General features: G+C 68.8%; 19 protein-coding genes. 4 read left to right on the top strand and 15 right to left on the bottom strand.

From position 1 onward, the window contains the following. Positions 1-41 precede the first annotated feature (41 nt). Together ACZ48Y_RS05910 and ACZ48Y_RS05905 are read left to right on the top strand one after the other, a co-directional pair. Entirely contained in the window at positions 42-1,097 is a 1,056-nt protein-coding gene (locus ACZ48Y_RS05910) for a M42 family metallopeptidase (RefSeq protein WP_464739568.1), read from the top strand. After that, entirely contained in the window at positions 1,094-1,399 is a 306-nt protein-coding gene (locus tag ACZ48Y_RS05905) for a nucleotide pyrophosphohydrolase (RefSeq protein ID WP_464739567.1), read from the top strand. The genes ACZ48Y_RS05910 and ACZ48Y_RS05905 overlap by 4 nt, the downstream gene beginning before the upstream one ends. Before the next feature lie 2 nt (positions 1,400-1,401). Here the strand turns inward: ACZ48Y_RS05905 and ACZ48Y_RS05900 are convergent, their stop codons facing one another. From ACZ48Y_RS05900 to infC, 6 genes are all read right to left on the bottom strand, one after another. Then, positions 1,402-2,157, bottom strand: coding sequence for an SDR family NAD(P)-dependent oxidoreductase (locus ACZ48Y_RS05900; RefSeq protein ID WP_464739566.1), 756 nt, complete (start codon positions 2,155-2,157; stop codon positions 1,402-1,404). Next, complete coding sequence (locus ACZ48Y_RS05895) at positions 2,154-3,827, bottom strand: glycerol-3-phosphate acyltransferase (protein WP_464742846.1); 1,674 nt, start codon at positions 3,825-3,827, stop codon at positions 2,154-2,156. Before ACZ48Y_RS05895 ends, ACZ48Y_RS05900 begins: the two co-directional genes overlap by 4 nt. A 15-nt stretch (positions 3,828-3,842) precedes the next feature. Beyond that, positions 3,843-4,307: a COG2426 family protein gene (locus tag ACZ48Y_RS05890; RefSeq protein ID WP_464739565.1), complete on the bottom strand. Its 465-nt coding sequence runs from the start codon at positions 4,305-4,307 to the stop codon at positions 3,843-3,845. A gap of 50 nt (positions 4,308-4,357) precedes the next feature. Continuing rightward, positions 4,358-4,714 (bottom strand): 50S ribosomal protein L20, encoded by a 357-nt coding sequence (gene rplT / locus ACZ48Y_RS05885; RefSeq protein WP_464739564.1) that lies wholly within the window; start codon positions 4,712-4,714, stop codon positions 4,358-4,360. A 3-nt stretch (positions 4,715-4,717) separates the two neighbouring features. Next, on the bottom strand, positions 4,718-4,927 hold the full coding sequence (rpmI, locus tag ACZ48Y_RS05880) for a 50S ribosomal protein L35 (RefSeq protein WP_464739563.1): 210 nt from the start codon (positions 4,925-4,927) through the stop codon (positions 4,718-4,720). An 88-nt stretch (positions 4,928-5,015) separates the two neighbouring features. Beyond that, complete coding sequence (infC, locus tag ACZ48Y_RS05875; protein WP_464742844.1) at positions 5,016-5,558, bottom strand: translation initiation factor IF-3; 543 nt, start codon at positions 5,556-5,558, stop codon at positions 5,016-5,018. Positions 5,559-5,657: 99 nt separating this feature from the next. Between infC and ACZ48Y_RS05870 the strand changes: the two genes are divergently transcribed. Both ACZ48Y_RS05870 and ACZ48Y_RS05865 read left to right on the top strand, forming a co-directional pair. Continuing rightward, the gene (locus tag ACZ48Y_RS05870) at positions 5,658-6,104 is read left to right on the top strand and encodes a tRNA (cytidine(34)-2'-O)-methyltransferase (protein WP_464739562.1); all 447 of its coding nucleotides are present in this window, start codon (positions 5,658-5,660) and stop codon (positions 6,102-6,104) included. Between the two features lie 9 nt (positions 6,105-6,113). After that, a complete protein-coding gene (locus ACZ48Y_RS05865; RefSeq protein ID WP_464739561.1) occupies positions 6,114-6,602 on the top strand; it encodes a hypothetical protein in 489 nt (162 codons plus the stop codon). Here ACZ48Y_RS05865 and ACZ48Y_RS05860 read toward each other — a convergent pair. From ACZ48Y_RS05860 to ACZ48Y_RS05820, 9 genes are all read right to left on the bottom strand, one after another. After that, positions 6,541-7,662, bottom strand: a complete 1,122-nt coding sequence (locus tag ACZ48Y_RS05860; RefSeq protein ID WP_464739560.1) for a [LysW]-lysine hydrolase — start codon at positions 7,660-7,662, stop codon at positions 6,541-6,543. The genes ACZ48Y_RS05865 and ACZ48Y_RS05860 overlap by 62 nt on opposite strands. 57 nt (positions 7,663-7,719) lie before the next feature. Further along, on the bottom strand, positions 7,720-8,886 hold the full coding sequence (locus ACZ48Y_RS05855) for an aspartate aminotransferase family protein (protein WP_464739559.1): 1,167 nt from the start codon (positions 8,884-8,886) through the stop codon (positions 7,720-7,722). A gap of 9 nt (positions 8,887-8,895) precedes the next feature. Further along, complete coding sequence (locus ACZ48Y_RS05850) at positions 8,896-9,699, bottom strand: [LysW]-aminoadipate kinase (protein ID WP_464742842.1); 804 nt, start codon at positions 9,697-9,699, stop codon at positions 8,896-8,898. A gap of 45 nt (positions 9,700-9,744) precedes the next feature. Further along, a complete protein-coding gene (locus tag ACZ48Y_RS05845) occupies positions 9,745-10,749 on the bottom strand; it encodes a phosphagen kinase (RefSeq protein WP_464739558.1) in 1,005 nt (334 codons plus the stop codon). After that, positions 10,746-11,783 (bottom strand): N-acetyl-gamma-glutamyl-phosphate reductase, encoded by a 1,038-nt coding sequence (gene argC, locus ACZ48Y_RS05840; protein ID WP_464739557.1) that lies wholly within the window; start codon positions 11,781-11,783, stop codon positions 10,746-10,748. Before argC ends, ACZ48Y_RS05845 begins: the two co-directional genes overlap by 4 nt. A 201-nt stretch (positions 11,784-11,984) precedes the next feature. Further along, positions 11,985-12,506 carry a DUF488 domain-containing protein gene (locus ACZ48Y_RS05835; RefSeq protein WP_464739556.1) on the bottom strand — a complete coding sequence of 174 codons (522 nt, stop codon included), beginning with the start codon at positions 12,504-12,506 and terminating at the stop codon, positions 11,985-11,987. Beyond that, on the bottom strand, positions 12,484-13,323 hold the full coding sequence (gene lysX, locus ACZ48Y_RS05830) for a lysine biosynthesis protein LysX (protein ID WP_464739555.1): 840 nt from the start codon (positions 13,321-13,323) through the stop codon (positions 12,484-12,486). Before lysX ends, ACZ48Y_RS05835 begins: the two co-directional genes overlap by 23 nt. 80 nt (positions 13,324-13,403) lie before the next feature. After that, on the bottom strand, positions 13,404-13,574 hold the full coding sequence (lysW, locus tag ACZ48Y_RS05825) for a lysine biosynthesis protein LysW (RefSeq protein ID WP_464739554.1): 171 nt from the start codon (positions 13,572-13,574) through the stop codon (positions 13,404-13,406). After that, the gene (locus ACZ48Y_RS05820; protein WP_464739553.1) at positions 13,571-13,858 is read right to left on the bottom strand and encodes a paraquat-inducible protein A; all 288 of its coding nucleotides are present in this window, start codon (positions 13,856-13,858) and stop codon (positions 13,571-13,573) included. The genes lysW and ACZ48Y_RS05820 overlap by 4 nt, the downstream gene beginning before the upstream one ends. Position 13,859 lies beyond the last annotated feature (1 nt).

Below are 13,859 nucleotides of genomic sequence, written 5' to 3'. Positions count from 1 at the left end.
CCCTCCAACTTAACCCCCTAGACTGGGGCTTGGAGGCTAGGATGCAGGTAGAGCTGAACATTCCCTTCTTCGAGGAGCTGCTCGCCGCGGTAGGGCCCAGCGGGTTCGAGGCCGAGGCCGCCAAGGTCTGGCGCAAGGCCGCCGAGGAGTTCGCCGACGAGGTTTGGAGCGACGCGGTCGGCAACACCTACGCGCGCATCAACCCCGGAAAGCCCGGGGGGTTGATGCTCGACGGGCACATCGACGAGATCGGGCTGATCGTCACCCACATCGACGAAAAGGGGTTCGTCTACGTCGACAGCCTGGGCGGCTGGGACCCCCAGGTCCTGATCGGCCAGCGGGTGCGCTTTCTGGGCAAGAAGGGGCACGTCCTGGGGGTGGTCGGACGCAAGCCGATTCACCTTTTGAAGGAGGAGGAGCGGCAAAAGGTCAGCCCCTTGAGCGAGCTCTGGGTGGATCTCGGGACCGATTCCAGGGAGGCGACCGAGGCCTACCTCGAGGTCGGCTCGGTCGGGGTCCTCGACCAGCCCCTGCGCTACCTGCACGGGCGGCGGCTGGTCTCCAAGGCGGTGGACAACCGCATCGGCGCCTTCGTGGCCCTCGAGGCCCTGCGCCACATGCGCGACTGGGGGGCCCAGGCCGAGGTCACCGCGGTGGCCAGCGTGCAGGAAGAGGTGAGCTACGCCGGGGCCCGCGTCGCGGCCTTCGCGGTCAAGCCCAGGCAGGCCATCGTCGTCGACGTCACCCACTGCACCCGGGTCCCCGGCACCGAGAAGAAGGTCGCCGGCCAGGCCGAGCTGGGCAAGGGGCCGGACCTCTCGGTGGGCCCCTTCGTGCACCCGGCGCTGTTTTTGGCCCTGCGCCGCATCGCCGAGGAGGCGGGCATCCCCTACACGGTCAGCGCCGAGGGCGACTACACCCGCACCAATGCCGACGCGATCGCCTTCGCCCGCGGGGGGGTGCCGACGGCGATCGTCGGGGTGCCCAACCGCTACATGCACTCCCCCTCGGAGATGATCGACCTGGCCGACGTCGAGCACGCGGTGGGCCTGATCGCCCGCTACGGGCTAAGGCTCGAGGAGATCACCTCGCGATGACCCTCGACGAGGTGCAGGCCGAGGTCCACGCCTGGATCGGCGGCACCAAGACCGGCTACTTCCCGCCCCTCTTGCAGCTCGCCCGCCTGGTCGAGGAGGTGGGCGAGCTGGCCCGGGTGCTGGCCCACCGCGAGGGCAAGACGCCCAAGCCGGGCGAGGCCGAGGGCGACCTCGAGGCCGAGGTCGGCGACGTGCTCTTCGTGTTGGCCTCGCTCGCGAACCGCGAAGGCATCCGCCTCGAGGCTGCCTTTCAAAAGGCCATGGCCAAGTACCGCGCGCGCGACCGCGAACGCTGGGGGTAGCTTCAGCCTTTCTGGCGCCGGCGCTGGATTCGGGCCAGAAGGCCCACCCAGGCGTTGAGGGGAAGCGCCCTCAGGAGGCGGAGCGGCCAGGCCAGCCGCTGGGGGAAGGCGATCTCGAAGCGGTGGCCTTCGAGCCCACGGACGACCCGCGCTGCGGCCGCGTCGGGCTCGAGGATGAAGGGCATGGGGACGTCGTTTCCGGCGACCAGCGGGGTGCGGATGAACCCCGGGTTGATCAGCCGGAGGTCGATCCCCTCTCGGGCTAAGAGCAGCCGTAGGGGCACCGCGAAGTGGATCAGGGCGGCCTTGCTCGTCGCGTAGCCGGTGCCCTCGGGGAGGGGCAGGTAGCCGGCCAACGAGCCCACCAGGGCGATCGTTCCCCCGCCTGCCTCGCGCATCCTCGGGCGCAGGGCCTCGATCCCGTGGACCGCGCCCAGGGTGTTCAGGCGCAGGTTGGCCAGGAGGGCGTCCGCGAGCCCGCCCTCGGGCTTGGGGCTGCCCCCGGCGTTGAGGATCGCGAGGTCCACCCCACCGAGGGCCTCCCAGACCCGGGCCGTCGCGGCCTCGACCGCGTCCCGGTCGGTGACGTCGAGGGGTACCGGCAGGGCCCCGATGGCCTCGGCGGCGGCGTTGAGCCGGGCCTCGTTGCGCGCGCTGATCGCGACCTTCGTCCCGGCCGCGCGGTAGCGCCGCGCCAGGGCCAGCCCCAGCCCGCTCGAGCCCCCGGTGATCCAAACCTTCTGGTAGCGGGTGTTCATCCGTCCAGCACCTCGAACCCCAGCGCCTCGGCGCGTTCGACGAAGTAGGCGATGTTCTCGCTCTTGGTCTCGCCCCCCAGGCTCTTGCGCTCAAACGCGCCTTCGGCGGCGAGGATCATCGTCTCCGCCAGGCAGGCGGGAACCAGGTCAGGGCCCCCGAAGTGCAGGTCCAGCGTCGACCTGGCCTCGCCGGGAAGGCGCACCACCCCGCCGGGGATGACCCGCACCCCGGGGACCCGCTTCACCTCGGGGTGGACGTCGGGGGGCACCCCCTCGTCGTAGATCCAGGCCCCCGGCTTGACGTGCTCGGGGAGGATCACCGGCTCCGGCTGGCTGGTGGCGGTGAAGATCAGGTCCGCGGCCTTGATCGGCGCGTAGTCGGTGGTGGCCTCGACCGCGGTGTCGTGGCCCTTTCGCGCCAGGTTCTTGCGCAGGCTTTCGGCCACCTTCCGGGTGCGCTCGGGGTCCCGCCCCACGAGGATCAGCCGCCCCACCAGGGGAGCGATCTGCCGGGCGATGCCGAAGGCCACCACGCCGGTGGCCCCGACGACCGCCGCGGTCGCCTCCTTCAGGGTGCGGCCCTCCTTTTGGAAGCGCTCGAGGATCCGAGGGATCGCCGCGCGCACCGTTCCCGCGGTCAGCGCCCCGCCGTTGGTGACCTCGATCGTGGGGACCGCCTCCTGGACCTTGAGCCCCTTGTCGCCGACCACGCTCCAGTAGGCCCCGAGGCCGATCACGCTGGCCCCCAGTTCCTCCGCCAGGCGCGCCCCCTGGATGGCCTTTTTCGTCGCCAGCTCGGGCTGGCCCACGATCTGGTGGGGCAAGAGCGGCGCGGAGATCAGGTAGCAGCGGATCTCCCGGCCATCCGCGGTCTTCACCCCGCGGATCTCGCCCACCTTCATGGGGCGAAACCGCTCCGCGAGCCGCTCGACCCAGGCCTGGGGCAGGAGCCCCAGGCGCACCAGGGGCCTCAGCCAGCGAAACCGCGGCGACTGCCAGAAGTCCTCGATCGTCAGGGGATGGATCATGAAGGCGCAGACCGCGGTCTTCTCGTCCGGGAGGGGGAGGGGCTTGCCGAGCTTGGGCTCGGTGCCCTCGAGGATCCGGCCGAGGTTTTCCTTGTAGCGCCAGAGCGCGAGCAAAAAGAGCAGCCAGGCCAGGGCCTTGGTCCAGGGGTCGTAGGGCCCCTCAAGGAGCAGGATCGCCAGCGCGAGGGGCATCGAGAGCGCCGCGATCGAGGCGTAGCCGGTGGCCGCGTAGAGCGCAAGCCCCACGACCAGGGCCAAAAAGGTCGGCACGTAGCCCAGGCCAGCCACCGAGAGCCCGGCGAGCAGGCCGACGAGGACCCCCGCCCCGCGGGCGCGCAGGGGCGGCCTTCCCCCGGAGAAGGGGAGGGGGTAGAGGTGGCCGAGGTAGGCCAGGACCGCGGCCAGCATCGGCCAGGGGAGGCCGAAGCCTTTGAGCAGGTAGACCGCCAGGTAGCCTTTTAAAAGGTCGGCGAGGAAGGCCAAAACGAGCGGCCCCGCGCCGATGCGCTTCAACGCGGTCTCCAGCCCCAGGTTGTAGGCCGACGCACGGCGCACCTCGACCCCGGTCATCTGGGCGACGATCCACTGTCCAACCGGCAGCGCGCCGATCAGGTAGCTCAAGCTCAGGAGGAGAACGAGCAGCGCCTCCACGATCGCTTACCTTACCAGGAAGCCCAGGCCCGCCAGGACCCCGGTGGCGGCGAGGGTGACCAGCACCCCGGCGGCGATCACCCCGAGCGCGATCGCCGGCATCGCGTAGCGCTTTTTGATCCCCAGCACGACCGCCAGCAGGCTGCCGGACCAGGCCCCGGTGCCGGGAAGGGGGAGGGCGACGAAGAGAAAGAGGCCGAGCGCGCCAAAGCGCTGGACCGACGCCTCGCCGCGCAGGCGGACCCTGGCCTCGAGGCGGCGAAGCAGGGGGCCGATGCGCGGCCAGCGCTCTAGGTCGTCGAAAAGCCAGTTCCAAAGCCAAAGAAGGGGCCCGATCACCAGGAGGTTCCCGGCCACCGCCGCGAGGAAGGCCTCGAGCGGGCCGAGGCCCAGGGCCAGCCCCAGTGGGATCGCCCCCCTGAGCTCCACCACCGGGGCCATGCTCATCAAGAAGACGTAGACCAGGGGCATACGAGAAAAAGAATAAGGGGGCCCCGCCCCCTTGGATGGCTGCGCCCGCTTTAGGCGCGGGCCTTCTTCGCGGTCTCGACCAGGGCCTTGAAGGCCTCGGGCTCGCGCACCGCGAGGTCGGCGAGGACCTTGCGGTTCAGGGTCACCCCGGCGAGCTTCAGCCCGTGCATGAACTCTGAGTAGCGCATCCCGTTCTGCCGCGCCGCGGCGTTGATGCGGACGATCCAGAGCTTACGGTAGTCGCGCTTTTTCTTCTTGCGGTCGGCATAGGAATGCTCGGCGGCGTTGAGCAGGGTTTCCTTGGCCCGGCGGAAGGAGATCGAGCGCAGGCCCCAAAAGCCCTTGGCGCGCTTCAGGAGGCGCTTATGCCGCCGGCGGCGGACGACTCCGGTCTTGGCTCGCGGCATCCCTTACCTCCGCTTCCAGTCGTAGGGCATGAGGATGCGGAACTTCACCGCGTCGCCCTCGAAGAGCACGAACTTGCGCCGCTTTTCGCGCACCTTCTTGCCGGACATCTTGTGGTTGAGGTGGCGCTTGCCCGGTTTCATCGCCACCACCTTGCCACGACCGGTGATCTTCACCCGGTCCTTGGCGCCCTTATGGGTCTTCATCTTCGGCATGCTTCACCTCCGCCGGCCGGGCGCCCCGATCGGGGCCTTTTGGGCCCGGCGCAGCACCCGCCAGTCTAGCACAGGGCGGAGGGAATGCCTAGGACTCGGCGGCGCGAGCCTTGGCGCGCTTTTCCTGGGGGATGGGGGCCAGCACCATGTTCATATCGCGCCCGGCGAGCTGGGGCGGCATCTCCACGGTGGCGATCTCCTTGAGGTCCTCCGCGACCCGATCCAGGATCTTCTTTCCGAGCTCGGGATGGGCCATCTCGCGGCCGCGGAACATGATCGTCACCTTAACCTTGTGGCCGTCCTCGAGAAACCGCCGGACGTGCTTGAGCTTGGTCTGATAGTCGTGTTCGCTAACCTTGACGCGAAACTTGATCGCCTTGATCTCCTGGCGCTTTTGCTTCTTGCGGCGCTCCTTCTCCTGCTGCTGCTGCTCGTAGCGCCACTTGCCGTAGTCGAGGATCTTGGCGACCGGGGGCTTGGCGGCGGGGCTGACCAACACCAGGTCCAGTCCCTTTTCCCGCGCGATGCGCAGCGCCTCCCGGGTATCGACGACGCCCAGCTGTTGACCGCTCTCGTCAACGAGCCGGACCTGCCTGACGCGGATCTCCTCGTTGATTCTATGCTCCCTGATTCAGCATCACCTCCCCTGAGCGGTTTCAAGCGCTCAGAACTGCACATCAAGTCTACAACGGGGCGCTGGAACCGGGACAAGGTGTACTAGGCTGGGACGGTGTTGAACCTGGTCTTGATCGCGCCCGAGATCCCGCAGAACACGGGCAACGTCGCGCGCACCGCGGTGGCGCTGAACGCCCGCCTGCACCTGGTGCGCCCGTTTGGCTTTCGCTGGGGCGATCCCAGGATGCGCCGCGCCGGCCTCGACTACTGGAAGCACCTCGACTACCGGCTCCACGACAGCCTCGACGCCTTTCTCTTGGCCCTTCCAGAGGACGCGCGGGTCCACGCGTTCAGCGCGCGCGCGAAAACCAGCCTCTACCGGGCTCGCTTCGCTCCCGGCGACTGGCTGCTTTTCGGCTCGGAGACCCGGGGGCTGCCCCCCGAGGTGCTCGCCCGCTTTCCCGGGCTCAGGATCCCCACGCCGGGGCCGGTGCGCTCGCTGAACCTCGCGGTCGCGGTGGGGGTGGCGGCCTTCGAGGCCCACCGGCAGCTCGGGGGTTAGGATGCGGGTATGCTCAAACAAGCCTTGGCGTTTGGGGTGGGGTTCGTGATGGCTTTGGCGGCGGCCACGCCGGCGCCGGCGTCCTTGGCGCCGGTTCCCGATTTTAACGCCAGGGGCGCGGTCCCCGTGCCCGACACCGCGCTGGCCTACCGGCTCGACCTCCCCGGTCGATGGCGGCTCAGCCTCTGGCGTTACCTCGATGGCAAGCAGGTGGGCCACGCCGTGGCCAAGGGAACGGGTGCGGCGGTCGTGGTCACCGGCTACGCGACGAAGCGCGACTGCCCGGTCCTGCTGATCGGGGCGGTGTTTCATGCGCTGGGCGCGACCAGCGGCGGGGCTTGCGCAGCTGCCGGGACGGAGACCGATCTGCGCATGGTGCCGGTGCTGCCCCAAACGCTGGATCCGGGCGTGCGCTACCCCGTGGCCTGGCTTTCGTTTAGGGACGGCCAGGGCCAGTTTCACCAGGCTTGGTGGCTGCTTTTGTGGCAAGGAAGGTGAGCGCTTCCCTTAGGACCTCGACCCCCTTTTCGAACTCGGAGATGAGGACGTGCTCGAAGGGGGTGTGGTCGAGGGCCGAGTCGCCGGGTCCGTAGGCCACCATCGGCACCGGCCAGTGGGGGGCCAGGACGTTCATGTCCGAGGTGCCGGTCTTGTACTTGAAGATGGGCTTCCCCCCTTGCTTGCGGATGCCCACCCGAAAGGCACGGCTCAAGGGGGTGTCCTTGGGGCCCTTGTAGGCCGGCTCCTTGCCCCAGAAGTGGAACTCCAGGGTCGGGGGGGCGATGGCCATGAGCTTCAGGATCGCTTCGTCGGGGGAGAGCCGGGGGGGGAGGCGGAGGTCAAAAAAGAGCTCCGCGACCTGCCGCATCTCCGGGGCCTCGACCCGGAAGTCGCGCAGCGAGTACTGCACCTGGTCGAAGGGCCCCTGGCCGATGTTGTAGGCCTCGGCCCAGGTCTTCATGGCCACGAAGTAGCTGATCAGCTCCTCGGCGGCGTTGGGTTCGTGGTGCGCGGAGTGGAAGTGGTCCTTTTCCCGGCGCACCCGGACCAGGATGCGGCCCTTGTAGCCGAGGGTGATCCCTTCCCATCCGGAGGGCTCGCCGATGACCACGAAGTGGGGTTTGAGCTGTTTGGCCACGTAGCGCGCCCCCTTGGAGGAGGGAGCCTCTTCCTCGGTGGCCCCGACGAGGTGGATGCGGACCTTGGGCTTGAGCGCCTCGGGCAAGCGGCCCACGGCCAGGGTGAAGGCCGCGAAGGGTCCCTTGGCGTCCACCGCGCCCCGTCCGAAGAGCTTTTCCCCTTCGATGCGCACCGGCACCTCGCCGGGAACGGTGTCGATGTGGCCGACCAGGGCGATCTCCAGCGGTCCCTCGCCCCAGACGCCGCGGGCGTTGTCCGCTTCGTCGACCCAGGCCTCCATGCCCATGGCCTTCATCCCCCTCGCGAAGTGCTGGGCGACGAGCCGCTCGGCGCCGGAGGGGGAGGGGATCGCGAGGGCCTCCTTGAGATAGCGGATCGGTTCGGTGCGGGGGTCGTAGGCAAGGGGCGGAAGGCTCATCGGGCTCCTTTCGGGAACTTGGGCGTGGGGCGTAGGCGGTGGGGCAAACCGCTTGGCCTACTGCTCACCGAGCACCTCCTCCACTGCCTGCGCGGCGTTGAGGAGCGCTTCCTCGGTGACCACCGCCGGGGGCAGAAAGCGCATCACCGTGGGCCCGGCCTGGATGGTGAGGATCCGGTGGCGCTCCGCGAGCCGCTTGAGGTAGGGGGCGGCCTTCTCCTTGAGCTCGATTCCCACCATCAGCCCCAGGCTCCGCACCTCGCGGATCTTGGGGCTCTTGATCGCCCGGAGGGCCTCGGCGAAGACCTTCCCCAGCCGCTCGGCCCGCTCCCAGAGGCGCTCTTCGAGCACCGCGCGGATCGCCGCGGTGCCCGCGGCCATCGCCAGCGGGTTGCCGCCGAAGGTCGAGCCGTGGCCGCCTTTGGGCATCTTGTCGGCGACCGCGTCGGTGGTCACCATCGCCCCCAAGGGGAAGCCCCCGCCGAGGGGCTTGGCCAGGGTGAGGAGGTCGGGGACCACCCCGAAGTGCTCGAAGGCGTACATCCGCCCGGTGCGGCCGAGGCCGGTCTGGATCTCGTCGAGGATCAAGAGGGCGCCGTTTCGCTCGGTGACCTCACGGGCAGCCTTCAGGAACTCGGGGGTGGCCGGGCGCACGCCACCCTCGCCCTGGACGGGCTCGAGGATCAGCGCCGCGGTCGCTTCGTCCACCGCCTGCTCGAGGGCCTCGACGTCGTTGTAGGGGATGAAGGTCACCGGCTCCACCAGGGGGGCGAAGGGCTCGCGGTACTTCTTTTCCCAGGTGATCGAGAGCGACCCGAAGGTGCGCCCGTGGAACGAGCGCATCGCGGCCACGAACTTCTTCCGCCCCGTCGCGGCGCGGGCGAACTTGAGCGCGGCCTCGACCGCCTCGGTGCCCGAGTTGGTGGGAAAGACGCGGGTCAGCGAGGGGGGCAGGGTCTGGGTGAGGGTCTGGTAGAACTCGGCGCGACGGTCGGAGGCGAAGACCTGGGGCAGGATCGCAAGGCGCTCGACCTGGGCCTTCACCGCCGCCACCACCTTGGGATGGCCGTGGCCCAAAAATCCCACCCCGATCCCGTTGATCAGGTCCAGGTAGCGGTTGCCCTCGGTGTCCCAGACGTACGCCCCCTCACCCCGGGTGATGACGAAGTTCGACTTGGCGTAGACCCCGGAGTCGTGGCGCGTTTCGATGGCAAGCCAGTCCATGGCCCAATGCTACTCAATCGCCGTCCCCTGGCCGGCGAGCGCGCGGCGGATCGGCGCCTCGACACGGGCGTCGGCGAAGATCACCCGACGGACCCCGGCGCGCACCGCTTCGGCGGCGCCGAGCACCTTCTTCTTCATCCGTCCCTGGGCGAAGGTCATATAGGCCTCGACCTCGGCGGCGGGGATCCTGGGGATCAGGCTCCCCTCGTCCGGATAGTGCTTAAGGAGCCCCGGGACGTTGGAGAGGTAGACCAGCGCCTCGGCCCCAAAGGCCTCGGCGACCCTCGCGGCGGCGACGTCGCCGTCGGTGTTGATCGCCTCGCCCTCGTGGCTCGCCGCCGGGGGGGTGAGCACCGGCAGGTAGCCGTGTTCCAGGAGTAGCGAGAGCAGTTCCTTGTTCACCCGCTCCACGGTGCCCGAGTAGTCGCCGCGGTGGAGCTTGACCTTGCCGTTTTCCACGTACTTGATGGCCTTCTTGCGCTTGCCCTCGAAGATCCGGCCGTCGAGGCCAGAGAGGCCCACCGCGTTCACGCCCCGTTTCTGGAAGAGCTCGACCAGGTACTTGTTCATCTTGCCGGCGTAGACCATGTTGAAGATCTCGAGGGTCTTTCGGTCGGTGAGCCGCGAGGTCATCCCCCCGGGGTGGGTCAGGAACTTCGGCGGGTGGCCCAGGGCCTCGGCGACCTTGTTGGTCTCCGCGCTCGCGCCGTGGACCAGGATCAGCCTTCGGCCTTCCTTCCAGAGCCCGGCGGCGTCCTCGACCACCGCCGCGTAGTCGATCCCCTCGGCCCCGCCCACCTTGACGACGATCAAGCCTTCGTTCACGCCCCGTATTTTCTTGCATTCGCGGGTAAAACGCTAGCGCGCGGCGGCGATGAGCGCGCGCACTCCGGCATGGAGCTGACGGATCGCCTGGACCTCGGTGATCCCCAGCCGGCGTTTGTTGGAGACGTCGTAGACCCCGCCCTCGGCCTCGGTGTGCTCGCCGTGGGTGCCGCGCACCTGGAGCTCGTGGGCCTCGGCGATCGCCCGGACTCGGGACGGGGGAAGGCCGGGGAGGTGGATGTGGACGCTCGCCCGCAGCGCGGTGCCCAGGTTCGTGGGGCAGCTCGTGAGGTAGCCAAGACGCGGGTCGAAAGCGAAGGTAAGGCGTGCCTCAAGCGCGGCGAGGGCCCGCACCAGGCGGGTAAAGGTCTGCTTGAAGTTCGCCCCCTTGTCCATGCTGATGACGCGCAGCTGGTCCTCCTCGTTGATCCAGACGAGAAAGGTCCTGGCCGCGTTGAGGTAGACGCCGCGGGCGTCCGGCCAGTCGTGGTTGAAGCCCCCTGCTTCAAGGAAGCGGTCGCCGGGACCGAAGAGGAGGTGCGCTCGCTGCAGCCGTTCGCGCGTCTTGGCGTCCAGGCTGGCGAGGGGATGGTAGCGCCCGGAGCACTCGCCCTCGAGCTCGGAGAGGGCCCGCACGATCAATCGTTCCGCCATGCGCCGCTCGCGCCGATCGATGACCGGACCGAAGGGGAAACAACAGAGGTTTCGCGCCACGCGCATCCGGGTGGAGCGGACGAAGCGGCCTTCGGGGTCGGGGTCCTCGAGGTCGAGGTGCGCGGGGTCGAGGTCGGAGACGTGCCGGTCGTCGGGGCCGAGGCCGTGGTAGGTCGCGATGATCGGATCGAAGAGCGGGGCGAAGACCCAGTAGCTCTCCTCGTCCCCGGCGTAGACCCCGATCGCCGAGTCGGGGTGCGTGACCCCCGAGGCGATCACGTCTTCCAGCCGCACCCCGAAGGAGGTTGCCCGGTCCTTGAGGGCGGCGTAGACCTCAGGGGTGAGGAAGCGGGCGAGGAGGGAGTTGCCGGGGAGGGGGATCACGGGTGCAGGCCCGGCCACGCAAGCCCGGTCTTCTCGTCCCAGCCCATGCGGAGGTTGAGCGCCTGGATCGCGTGGCCGGCGGTCCCCTTGACCAGGTTGTCGATGGCGCTGATCACCACCAGGCGGCCGGTGTCGGGCTCGAGCTCGAACCCCACGTCGGCGTAGTTGGTGCCCTCGACGATCTTGGGGTCCGGGTAGCGGAAGAGGCCCCGTTTTTGCTTGACGATGCGCACGAAGGGGGCGTCCCGGTAGACCTCGCGGTAGGCGGAAAAGACGTCGCGCTCGGAGAGGCCGTCTTGCAAAAAGAGCTGGGCGGTCATCAGGACGCCCCGGATCCGGTCGGTGGCGATCGCGGTCATGTGGACCGCGACCTCGCCGGGTAGGTGCTCGACGACTTCCGCGGCGTGGCGGTGGCCGGTGGCCTTGTAGACCCGGTACGAGCCGGCGCGCTCGGGGTGGTGGCTCGCGGGGCTGGGTTCGGAGCCGCCCTCGGAGGTGCCCACCAGCACGGTGACGAAGACCGGCCCGGGTTTGACGATTCCGGTCTTGTAGAGCGGGTAGAGGGCGATCAGGGTGGCGGTGGCGTTGCAGCCGGCCCCGGCGAGGCGGTCTTTCGCCAGGATCTCCTCCCGGTTGACCTCGGGGTTGGCGTAGGCGAAGGTCTCGAGCAGGTCGGGCCGGGGGTGGGGCCGGCCGTAGTACTTCTCGTAAAGGTCAAGGCGTTTCAGGCGAAAGTCGGCGGAGAGGTCGATGATGAAGGGGGCGTCTTTCGCGTAGGTCTCCAGCGCCTCGGCGGCGAGGCCGTGGGGCAGGGCGAGGACGACGAGGTCGGCGTCCTCGATGTGTTCGGGGCTGGTGAACTTGAGCGAGGTCAGGCCCCGGAGGTTGGGGTGGACGAAGGGCACGGGGACCCCGGCGTGCTTGCGCGAGGTGACCTGGACGACCTCGAGGCCCGGGTGCAGCAGGGCGAGCCGCAAGAACTCCCCTCCGGCATAGCCCGAACCCCCGACGATGACGGTGCGAAGGCGCTTCATGCTTTATAGGCTACTGGTTACTTGTACCGTAAGAGAAGGTTGGGGATCGTTCGATCCTCGAAGTCAAATGGTAGGGGAGCTGCTCATGATCTGCACGCTTTGCAGCTCCTTTTCGCGTGCTTTGTTCACAAAAGTTACGGTAGCGAACGAAGGCAGTCCGCTCAGGGCATGAGCGAAGATCGCTCAAGGCGTGAGCGAATTTCAATCGGGGAGCTCGCCGCGAAACAGCGGGGCCTCTTCGGCCTGGAGCTCGGCCTCGGTTTCGACGCGCCCGTCGTGGCGCAGGTGGCGGACTTCCTCGGGGGTCACGCCCTTTTCGAGGAGGGCACGGGTGATGAGGAAGCGGCGGTGGCAGCGGCGGGGGTCCTCCTCGGCGCAAAAGAGCGCGAGGGTCCGGCCGGAGGCACGGAGCCCGAGGAGGTGCGCGATGCCCTGCCAAAACCGGGGGTCCTGCCACTTGCCGGCGAGGTCGAGCCGCCCTTTCTGACCGCGAAGGCGGCCACCGAGCCGGTCGCCCATCCAGAGGTAGCCGATGCCCGCCTCCTTGAGGGCCCGGATCAGGGTGCCCTGGTTGGCGTCCGGGTTGATACGCGAGAAGGGGACGGCGCGAACGTCCACCAGCACGTCCACGCCGTGCGCCTTGAGGTGCTCGACCAGCGCCTTGGCGTTCAGGCGGCCGTGGCCGAGGGTGTAGATGGGGCTATTCGACGCGCTTCCAGGCATAGGCGAGGATCTTCTTGGGGATGTCCACGCCGGTGGTGGTCACCGAGTTCTTGAACTCCATCGTGTGGTTGACCTCGTTGACCAAGAGCCCGCGTTCGGACTCGAAGAGGTCGATGGCCAGCACGCCGCCGCCGAGGGCGCGGGCGGCGGTGGTGCTGATCTCGGCGATGGCGTCGGTCACCGGACAGTTCTCGGCCTCCCCGCCGCGGGCGGTGTTGGTGATCCAGTGGGCGCTCTTGCGGTAGATCGCGGCGATCGCTTCGTCGCCGACCACGAAGACGCGGATGTCGCGTCCGGGTTTTTCCACGTATTCCTGGAGGTAGAAGAGCTGGTGCTGGAAGCCCATGAAGGCCTTGTGCTCGAGGAGGGCCTCCAGCGCGTCGCGGTCGTTGACCTTGGAGACCATGCGCCCCCAGGAGCCGACGACCGGCTTGAGGACCACCGGATAGCCCCAGTCCTCGGCGATGGCCAGCGCGGCTTCGGGGGAGACCGCGAGCGCGGTCCTCGGCTGGGGGACCCCGGCCTTTGTGAGCAGGGTGCTGGTGGCCCACTTGTCGCCGGCGGCCTCGATGACCGAGGCGGCGTTGATCACGGTGCGGCCCAGGGCTTCGAGGTAGCGCGCGGCGGCCAGCCCACGGGACTGGCTCACCGAACGCTCGAGCGCCACGCTGACGTCCAGAAGGTCGCCGGGCGGGACCTCGAGGTCCAGCCTCAGCTGCGGGAGGTAGACCTTCTTCCAGGGCCTGCCCAGCGCCTCGGCGGCCTCGAAGAGCATGCGCTCATCGGTGCGGATGCGGTCGTAAAGGATGGCAAGCATGGCTTTTGGAGGTAGGGGATGGGAGGTGGGAGGTGGGTGATCGGGTGGGCCTACACCCTACCCCCTACCCCCCACGTTCTCTACTCCCCCCAGTCCTCCGCTTCCTCGGGGGCGGGTTCCACGGTGAGCGGGTCCAGGCTTACCACCTCGAGCTCCGCGCCGCAGGCGTCGCAGATCACCAGCTCGCCGAGCTCGGGGTCTTCCAGTTCGATCGTCGCACCGCACTCAGGGCATTCGATGGTTACCTTCATTCCCATTCCTCCTCCTGTGCTTCCGTCGCGTCGATGGTAAAGGTGTGGCCGCAGTCCGGGCAGATGGCCACCTCCTCGTCGTAGGTCCGAAACACCAGGCCGCAGCGGGGGCACTCCACGCTCCGGCCCTCGCCCGCCTCGACCAGCATGAGCTCGAGGGGCTTCAGGCTGAGCACCTCGACCACCGCGTGGCAGGCCTCGCACTCGAGCAGCTGGCCTTCCGCCAGGTCCTCGGTCTCGATCTCCGCCTGGCACACCGGGCATTCGATGATGGTGGGCTCCACG

Source organism: Rhabdothermus arcticus, from assembly GCF_055382915.1.
The sequence above is the reverse complement of the archived record's forward strand: the minus strand, read 5'-3'. Positions and strand labels throughout refer to the sequence as shown.

Bases quoted from the DNA above. Each gene is read 5' to 3' on its own strand.
- argC (WP_464739557.1), bottom strand. From the start codon at position 11,783: ATGAAGCGCCTTCGCACCGTCATCGTCGGGGGTTCGGGCTATGCCGGA.
- ACZ48Y_RS05865 (WP_464739561.1), top strand. From the start codon at position 6,114: ATGCTCAAACAAGCCTTGGCGTTTGGGGTGGGGTTCGTGATGGCTTTG.
- lysW (WP_464739554.1), bottom strand. From the start codon at position 13,574: ATGAAGGTAACCATCGAATGCCCTGAGTGCGGTGCGACGATCGAACTG.
- ACZ48Y_RS05855 (WP_464739559.1), bottom strand. From the start codon at position 8,886: ATGGACTGGCTTGCCATCGAAACGCGCCACGACTCCGGGGTCTACGCC.
- rpmI (WP_464739563.1), bottom strand. From the start codon at position 4,927: ATGCCGAAGATGAAGACCCATAAGGGCGCCAAGGACCGGGTGAAGATC.
- ACZ48Y_RS05910 (WP_464739568.1), top strand. From the start codon at position 42: ATGCAGGTAGAGCTGAACATTCCCTTCTTCGAGGAGCTGCTCGCCGCG.
- ACZ48Y_RS05900 (WP_464739566.1), bottom strand. From the start codon at position 2,157: ATGAACACCCGCTACCAGAAGGTTTGGATCACCGGGGGCTCGAGCGGG.
- lysX (WP_464739555.1), bottom strand. From the start codon at position 13,323: ATGCTTGCCATCCTTTACGACCGCATCCGCACCGATGAGCGCATGCTC.
- ACZ48Y_RS05860 (WP_464739560.1), bottom strand. From the start codon at position 7,662: ATGAGCCTTCCGCCCCTTGCCTACGACCCCCGCACCGAACCGATCCGC.
- ACZ48Y_RS05890 (WP_464739565.1), bottom strand. From the start codon at position 4,307: ATGCCCCTGGTCTACGTCTTCTTGATGAGCATGGCCCCGGTGGTGGAG.
- ACZ48Y_RS05905 (WP_464739567.1), top strand. From the start codon at position 1,094: ATGACCCTCGACGAGGTGCAGGCCGAGGTCCACGCCTGGATCGGCGGC.
- rplT (WP_464739564.1), bottom strand. From the start codon at position 4,714: ATGCCGCGAGCCAAGACCGGAGTCGTCCGCCGCCGGCGGCATAAGCGC.
- ACZ48Y_RS05835 (WP_464739556.1), bottom strand. From the start codon at position 12,506: ATGCCTGGAAGCGCGTCGAATAGCCCCATCTACACCCTCGGCCACGGC.